Origin of the sequence: Brevibacterium sp., assembly GCF_022712115.1 — a bacterium.
GTDB lineage: Bacteria > Actinomycetota > Actinomycetes > Actinomycetales > Brevibacteriaceae > Brevibacterium > Brevibacterium salitolerans.
On sequence record NZ_JALAHB010000200.1, the window covers coordinates 1 to 7,695 of the forward strand.

7 protein-coding genes and 1 pseudogene are annotated in these 7,695 nt (G+C 70.1%); 4 read left to right on the forward strand and 4 right to left on the reverse strand.

Features of this window, described 5'->3' with window-relative positions:
- Positions 1–141 precede the first annotated feature (141 nt).
- A pseudogene (locus Q0A33_RS11435) lies at positions 142–345 on the reverse strand (transposase); the annotation flags it as partial.
- A 594-nt stretch (positions 346–939) separates the two neighbouring features.
- On the opposite strand from Q0A33_RS11435, the gene Q0A33_RS11440 reads away from it, so the two are divergent.
- The 3 genes from Q0A33_RS11440 to Q0A33_RS11450 all read left to right on the forward strand — a co-directional run bounded on the left by Q0A33_RS11440 (position 940) and on the right by Q0A33_RS11450 (position 3,288).
- Positions 940–1,722, forward strand: coding sequence for a class I SAM-dependent methyltransferase (locus Q0A33_RS11440; protein WP_291796562.1), 783 nt, complete (start codon positions 940–942; stop codon positions 1,720–1,722).
- Between the two features lie 25 nt (positions 1,723–1,747).
- Positions 1,748–2,548, forward strand: a complete 801-nt coding sequence (locus tag Q0A33_RS11445) for a class I SAM-dependent methyltransferase (RefSeq protein ID WP_291796565.1) — start codon at positions 1,748–1,750, stop codon at positions 2,546–2,548.
- 182 nt (positions 2,549–2,730) lie between these two features.
- Positions 2,731–3,288, forward strand: coding sequence for a hypothetical protein (locus Q0A33_RS11450; protein ID WP_291796568.1), 558 nt, complete (start codon positions 2,731–2,733; stop codon positions 3,286–3,288).
- A gap of 151 nt (positions 3,289–3,439) precedes the next feature.
- Here Q0A33_RS11450 and Q0A33_RS11455 read toward each other — a convergent pair whose 3' ends face one another.
- On the reverse strand, positions 3,440–4,357 hold the full coding sequence (locus Q0A33_RS11455) for a helix-turn-helix domain-containing protein (RefSeq protein ID WP_291796570.1): 918 nt from the start codon (positions 4,355–4,357) through the stop codon (positions 3,440–3,442).
- A 189-nt stretch (positions 4,358–4,546) separates the two neighbouring features.
- Here Q0A33_RS11455 and Q0A33_RS11460 point away from each other — a divergent pair, with 189 nt between their 5' ends.
- On the forward strand, positions 4,547–5,989 hold the full coding sequence (locus tag Q0A33_RS11460) for an MFS transporter (protein WP_291796572.1): 1,443 nt from the start codon (positions 4,547–4,549) through the stop codon (positions 5,987–5,989).
- Between the two features lie 111 nt (positions 5,990–6,100).
- Here the strand turns inward: Q0A33_RS11460 and Q0A33_RS11465 are convergent, their stop codons facing one another.
- Both Q0A33_RS11465 and Q0A33_RS11470 read right to left on the reverse strand, forming a co-directional pair.
- Complete coding sequence (locus Q0A33_RS11465) at positions 6,101–6,826, reverse strand: DUF1345 domain-containing protein (protein WP_291796575.1); 726 nt, start codon at positions 6,824–6,826, stop codon at positions 6,101–6,103.
- Positions 6,827–6,946: 120 nt separating this feature from the next.
- The coding region (locus Q0A33_RS11470; RefSeq protein ID WP_291796578.1) for a family 1 encapsulin nanocompartment shell protein at positions 6,947–7,695 on the reverse strand (749 nt) is incomplete at its 5' end.

Consider the following 7,695-nt stretch of genomic DNA (forward strand, 5'->3'; position numbering starts at 1 on the left):
GGGTCCACTGGTGGAACACGGCCCGGCTCCACGAAGCTCTCGACTACCGCACCCCCGCATCGGTCGAAGCGGCCTACACTCACCCCACGACGACCGCGCCCGCGACCGTCTAACCACGGAACGAATCCCAGGGCGCTTCAGTAGAGCACCGATGGTGTTGGGCTGGTCCACGACCACCAGGACGGGTCCGTGGCCTTGGAGGTCAGTGAAGACCTTCCGTAGCGCGGTCTCGTCCTGAGGGAGCTCCTTGTCGTAGACCTTCTCCCCAGTAGGAGTGAGCGCGCAGGCGTGGTGAGTGCTCTTACCGACGTCGAGACCGATGGTGATGGTGTAAGTGGTTGTCATGGCAGGCTCCTTTGCCTATGAGCCATGGGTCGTTGGTGTGTCGTGACACTCGATGCTGGCACCCACGTTACAAAGAGACCTCAACCAAGGTTGGGCCGTGTCCCTATCAGCAGTCAACGGGTGTCCTGGACTCCTGGCGACAACACCCCCCCCGGATCATCAAGTGCAGGGCAAGACAGCCATACCAGGGCCAGCGACCCGGTCCCCGGGACCTACCAATGAATGTAACGGGTCGGTGCGGCTGTGCGGTGAGGGTCTCAGGGCCCGCCGTCAGCGGCGGATGCGGTCCCTGACCCAGATGTGAGCGGTGCGTTCCATAGGGCGATTCTACCGCGAGGCGGGGCGGGGAGGGCAAGGCCGCCTGTGTGCGCCGTGGGCCTCGCCGCGCGAGTGCTGCCCCGAGAGGGGCTCTGGAGAACGCGGGAGTGAAATGTATCACAGCCTGTGAGGCAGTCAATGCCCGGAGGGGGAGTCACGGGGTCCCTCACTGGGTATTCTCAAGAAAAGCGACAGATTCGCAGAATGTCTCCTCGACGGGGAGCGAGCGCTGGCGGAGATGTGGCAGACCGGAATCCCAGAGAGGAGCGACGGCGCATGAATATGAGCGCAGCCGCTTATGACAACTCCACACGGTTCACCGGCCTGGCGGGGATCTACGATCGCTTCCGCCCGGGTTACCCCGACGCATGCCTCCAGTGGATGGCCGACCGCGCCGGACTGACCGGCAGCGCCGTGGTCGCGGACATGGGAGCGGGCACCGGGAAGCTCTCCGAGGAGCTGGTGCTCAACGGTCTGCGGACCGTGGCCGTCGAACCCAACCCGGACATGTTCGAGCTCCTCGAGCGGAAGTCCGCCATGACATCCCTCCTCACGACCGTGAGATCCAGGGCGGAGGACACCGGGCTCGAGGACTCCTCGGTCTCCCTGGTCACCGCCGGGCAGTCGTTCCACTGGTTCGATCCGGAGGCCTTCCGTGAGGAGTGCGCGCGCATCCTCGCGCCCGGCGGCAGGGTCGCGCTGCTGTGGAACTCCCGGCGCCGTGAGACGGCGCTGGTGCAGGCCAATGCGGAGGTGTTCCGCCGCCACGTGCCGGCGTTCCCGGGATTCAGCGGCGACCACCGGATCTCTGCGGAGGTGTTCGCCGAGTTCTTCCGGCCCGGCGGGTACGAGTACCGGGAGTTCGAGCACGATCAGATGCTGACCCTCGACGAGTTCCTGGGGCGGAACCTGTCCGCCACCTATGCGCCGCGGGAGGGTGATCCGGCCCACGACCGGCTGGTGACGGACCTCCGAGCACTGTTCGAGGAGTACCGGGAGTCGGACCTCATCCGCTTCCCGCTCGTCACCCGCGTCTTCATGGGCGGCGTGACGGGCTGATCCGCGGTCCGCGTAGGCTTCTGTCATGGCGGACGGCATCGGCGCAGACAACACAGGCACGTTCTCCGGTCTCGGGGAGGTGTACAGCCGCGCGCGCCCGGACTATCCCGAGGCCTGCTACGACCTCCTGGAGGAGGCGATGCGCGCGAGCGCCGCCGCGGCCGGCGATGCCGGAGCCGGGAACGCAGTCGTCGCGGACATCGGCGCCGGTACGGGCAAGCTGACGGCGGGGCTGCTGGAACGAGGGTGGCAGGTCGCCGCGGTGGAGCCCAACCCGGACATGCTCGGCCGGCTCGAGGCGCACCTCGGCGGGCGAGGGGGACTGCGGACGGTGGCGGCGCCGGCGGAGGCCACCGGGCTCCCCGACGGCAGCGTGGGCCTCGTGACGGTGGCCCAGGCGTTCCACTGGTTCGACCAGGACGCGTTCCGTGCGGAGTGCCGCAGGATCCTGGCCCCGGGAGGCCGGGTGGCGATCATCTGGAACTTCCGCCGTCCGGAGGCGGCGTCCACGCAGGCGGCCGTCGAGGCGTTCCGGCGGCACGTGAAGGGTTTCGTGGCCCTCACCCTGGGCGAGCGGGTGGGGGAGGCGGACCTCGCCCGCTTCTACGGCGGCGAGTGGGAGCGCACGGTGCTCGACAACGACGAGGACATCGACAGGGAGACGTTCCTGGGGCGCTGCCTCTCGGCCTCCTACTTCCCCAAGGAGGGGGACCCGGCCCGCGGACCGCTGCTGCGGGAGCTGGAGAGCATCTTCGATGCGCACAGCACCGCCGGCGTGCACCGCTTCCAGCAGGTCACCCACGTGCACATCGGCACCCTGCGCTGAGCTCCACGGGGCGCTGACGCCGGGGGTGCGCTGAGGCCTGCGGTGCACTCTCAGGGCACTTCGCACTCCTCGGGCGGCGCACCTCGTGGGTGCGCGCGGACGGGAGCACGCCTCTCCTGGTCTCCCGGCGCGGTCGTCTCAGCGGCCGAGCCGGGAGTGCCATTCCCCGACAGCCTGCGCGCATGAGCCGACGCAGGGATTGGTCCGTCCCGGCCTCCCCGGAAATCTGGCTGGGAGCCCTCGCCGCAGCCGCAGCCAGAGGGCTCCTCACCCGGCATTTCCTGAAGGAGCCCGATTCGATGAACCCTGAGACGAACGACGAGACCGTGCCCGGAGCCACCCGTCGGAAAGTGGTCGTGGGGGCGGCCTGGAGCCTCCCGGTGATCGCGGCGGCGACGGCCGTTCCCGCGGCGTCCGCCTCCGCACCCGTCTGTGAGGAGGTGACCCACTGCTACAGCCCGAAGGACCACGGGAAGAAGAGTCCCCTGGGACCCAAGCACAATGTCGCCGCGATCACCGTCATCACCGGGAAGGCGGTGATCGTGAGGTATCTGCGGAAGTATCCGCACCAGACCTCCATCAACATCGACCACACCCTCGTCCACCGCTCCGGGGACCACGGCGTCCGGGAGGGGTTCGAGTTCACCTACGACCTCACGGACGCAGGCATCTGCGATCCGGAGTTCATCCAGGTCGACGGCAACAACGTCCACTACTACGGGGGCGGGGTGTTCCGCTGAGCTGAGCCCCGGCCGCCGCACTGCATGCCGCCCGCTGGCTCCCGCACCGAACGGTGCGGGAGCCAGCGGGCGAAGCTGTCGCCGGATGGTGCGGATCTGTCGGATATCGGACGTCGGACGGCGTGGGCGCCCTCCGCTCCGGAGCCGTCCCTCAGAGTGGCAGACCGGCCGAGCAGCACTGCTCGGGCGCCTCGGCCTCGGCGGGGGAAGGGGGTGCGGAAGCGGTCGCTCGCAGGGCCCTCCGCATCGCCGAGACGGACCGGAACCCCGCTCGCCGGGCGACCTGTGCCGCTGACATCCCGCTCTGCTGCCGGTTGTGCATGAGCGAGGCGGCGATCTCCGCCCGGAACTGCCGCAGCACCTGGCTGGGAGTCGTGCCGTAGCGGGCGAAGAGCCGCTGGACCGAGCGCTCGCTCATGCTCAGGGCGGAGGCCAGCTTCTCGCTCGTGAAGGAAGGGTCCCGGAGGTGCGCGAGGATGAGCGCGTGCGCCCTTTCCATCTGGTCGATCTGGGAGGTGCCGCCCGGCACCGTCGTCGTGTTCTCGAGGAGCACCGTCACGACGAGCCCCAGCAGCACGCGCTCCATCGTGTGCGGGTCCGAACGCCGCGTGCGCGCGTCGCCGGAGGCGCGGACGGTGGCGGAGACGAACGCCTTCGTCGCGGCGAGCAGCCGCGTGTCACCCGGTGTCAGCGGGGATTCGACGCTGAGCCCCAGTCCGCTGAGCACGTCCGTGGGGACCCAGATCGCCGCCCAGAGGGAGTCCCCGCCGCCCACCCAGAGGGTCGCCGTGTGCTCGGTGGTGAGGACCGCGGCGCTGCGGGAGTCCGACCCCATCGGGTCCGCGACGGGGAGCCGCGAGGTCACCGAGATCGTCCCCCGCAGCGGGAGGAGGAGGACCGTGAGAGCCTGTTCTGCGCCCTCGGGCGCCCTCCAGCTCCACGTCCCCCGGTCCAGCCGGTGCATGCTCAGCGTGACCTGTCTGAAGGTCTGGATCCGCTGCACCGGGAACAGCCGTCCGGGTGAGTGGAAGTGACGGCTCACGCCGCCGGCCCGCGAATGCGGTTGCATGGGTTCTCTCCTTGGGCAGACTCCTGACTGCGATCAGCTCGGAACCTAGGGAGACGGCGATTGTGCGGCAAACGGAGCAGATGAGGTTTCCGGAGCCTCAGGTCGCGCGTCCGCAGGCAGTGCGAGAGGGCCGCCGGAGGTGCGTACGAGGGGTCGCCGGAAGGCGTGTCCGCGCCTTCGTATACCCTCATGACCGTGAGCGATGAACAGCGGAGGCGACGGCGTCTCTCCCGGCGAGCCCCGGACGGTGCGGTCGTCGCGGCACTCGCCTACACCGGTCTCTGCTCGGCCTTCATGTTCACGCTCGTCGTGCCGCTGCAGGCCAATCTGCCGCTGCTGCTCGACGCGCCGCGTGAGGACACTGCGTGGGTCGTGACCAGCACTCTCCTCGTCTCCGCGGTGGCCACGCCCATCTCCGGCAGGCTCGGCGACATGTACGGGAAGAAGCGCGTGGTCCTCGCGCTCATCGCCGCCCTCGTCGTCGGCTCCGTGGTGGCGGCCCTGTCCTCCGGCCTCCTCGGGGTGGTCACAGGGCGTGCGCTCCAGGGAGCGGCGATGGGTGTGATCCCGCTGGGCATCGCCATCATGCGCGATGTGCTGCGTCCGGAAAGACTGGGCTCCGCCGTGGCGCTCATGAGCGCCACGATGGGCGTGGGCGGCGCCGCCGGGATGCCGCTCGCAGCCTTCGTCGCACAGAACGCGGACTGGCACGCCCTCTTCTGGATGTCGGCCGGCCTGGGCGTCCTCGGCATCGCCGCGGTGGGCCTCATCGTTCCCAGCGACACGCTCCGCACCCCGGGGCGGCTCGACGTGCTGGGTGCGTTCGGGCTTGCGGCGGGCCTCACCGGCATCATGCTCTTCATCTCGCGCGGCGCGGACTGGGGCTGGTCCTCACCCGCCGCGCTCGCCTCGGTCGCAGGCGGCGTGCTCATCCTCCTGCTCTGGTCCTTCTACCAGCTGCGTGTCACGGACCCCCTGGTCGATCTGCGGATCGCCGCACGGCCGGCGGTCCTGTTCACCAACCTCGCGGCGATCGGCATGGGCTTCGCCATGTTCGCCTCCAACGTGACCTTCCCGCAGCTGCTCGAGCTGCCGGAGGGGACCGGCGTGGGGTTCGGCCTCACGATGATCCAGGCCGCCCTCTGCATCATGCCCGCCGGTCTCATCATGATGCTGCTGGCTCCGCTGTCCGGCTGGCTCGAACGGGTCTTCGGCCCGCGGCTGCTGTTCACGGTGGGCACGGTCTCCGTGGTCGTCGCCTACGTCTTCGTGCTGCTCTGGTCCAGCGAGGTGTGGCACATCGTGGCGGCCAACGCGACGATCGGCGTGGGCATCGCCTTCTCCTTCGCCGCCATGCCGATGATCATCATGCGCGCGGTCCCCGCCAACCGCACGGGCGTCTCCAACGGCCTCAACGCGCTCTTCCGCTCGATCGGCTCCTCCAGCGCGTCCGCCGTGATGGGCGGGGTGCTGGCGGCGATGAGCCGTACGGTCGACGGCGTCCCGCACCCCACCGCGGAGGCGTTCACGGTGTGCTTCTGGATCGCCATCTCCGCCGCCGTGGCCGCGACAGTCCTGTCGATCGCGATCCCCCGCGGGCCCTCGCCGGAGGAGCGCTCCGCGGTCCGGTGAGACCCGGCCGCCTGCCGCACGGCTGTGTGGGTCCCGCCTCCGGTGTGGGCCTCGCCTCCGGTGTGGGTTCCGCCCTCGGTGAGGCCGCCGCGCTCCGATGGGCCGGGACGCTCAGCCCGTTCCCACCAGCTGCAGCATGAGGCTCGTCGCCGTGGCGATGACGATGCTGCCGAAGAAGAAGCTGAGCAGGCTCTGCCCCAGCACCGCTCCGCGCATCCTCCGGGTCCGCACATCCGAATCGGAGGTGGCGAATGAGACCCCCACCGTGAACGCGAAGTAGGCGAAGTCCACATAGGTGGGGGACTCGTCCGTGTGGAAGTCGATGGGCGGCAGGGCCCCGCCGCCCGCAGCGTCTCTACCGCCTCCGCCGCCTGCGTCGTCCTCGAAGTAGAGCGCGGCGTACCGGAGCATGTACATCAGCTGGATGAGGACCCACGCCCCCAGGACGGAGGCGAGGCCCAGGCCGGCGCCCAGCACCCGCCCCACGGGATCGGAGTCCGCGGCGAGCAGCATGACGCCCATGCCCGCGACCGAGGCCACCGCGGCTCCCACGTGGAGCGCCTCCCGGACGGAGCGGCGAGGGTCCTCCCGCTGCGCGTGGCGCCGGGTCTGCTCCGGGGACAGCCCGCGCACGGAGAACCAGACCCAGACCGTGTGGACGCCGACGAACACCACCCAGCCGATGAGCGCACTCGTGAGCAGCGACGGGAGGGCGAGCTCGGCCTCGGCGGCGGCCATGCACAGCACGCTCACCAGTGCTGCGGCCAGTCCGCAGGCACAGGCACCGGCGAACCGGTTCCGATCCCGGAGCCAGAAGAGGCGGGGCTGATGGGTCATGCACAGATCTTCGCAGAACGAGGCCCCCTCCGCTCGCGGCGGAGGGGGCCTCGGGCGAAGGCAGCCCGGCAGGCGACTGCCTCTGCCGGTCGCAGCAGGGGCCGGCGCCTCAGACCCCTCTCAGGGCAGGAGGCACACCGCGGCGCTGTCCTCGGCGACGCGGAAGGTGAAGGTCTCCTGCAGGTACAGGTTCACGGAGTTCGCGTCGTGCGAGTCGTAGCCGATCGAGAGGTCCTGGCCCAGGTGCAGCTCGTAGTCGCCGCCGCGCGCGGAGATGACCACGGCGCCGTCGATCGCCGGTGCGAAGACGACCTCGCCGTCCTGGAGGATCCGCTGGATGTGGGCGGAGACCGGATTGCCCTCGTCCGCCGCCTCCGCGAGCTGCGTGTAGAGCTCGGCGGAGAGCACCAGATGGTACGGGCCGCCGATGCCGTCGAGGCGCAGGGTGGTGATGGCCTCTGCGACGGCGGAGGGGAGGTCCGTGATGGCGCCGGGCAGCTGGATGGGTTTGTGCGGGCTGTCCGCGATGACCCCCTGGAACCCGATCCCGTCGCGGGTGCCGGAGAAGGCGGCGCCGTCCTCGGCCTTGGCCATGAGCTTGGCGGCGTCCTTGGCGGCGTCCCAGTCCGGGTTGGGGTTGCCGCGGGTCACGGAGTCGGCCTCGTCGCGGCTGACGGTGAAGGGCACGCGCAGCTCCACGACGGGCAGCGAGGTGCGGGCGAGGCCGCGGACCTCGGCCACACCGGTCTGCGCCGGACGGCTCCTGCCGGTCGTGAGTGCGGAGAAGTCGTAGCCGCGGGGCTCCGGCATGTCGAAGATCCGGCGTCCGGCGATGTGCTTCTTGAAGGTCTCCGCGACCTCGCCCTCGA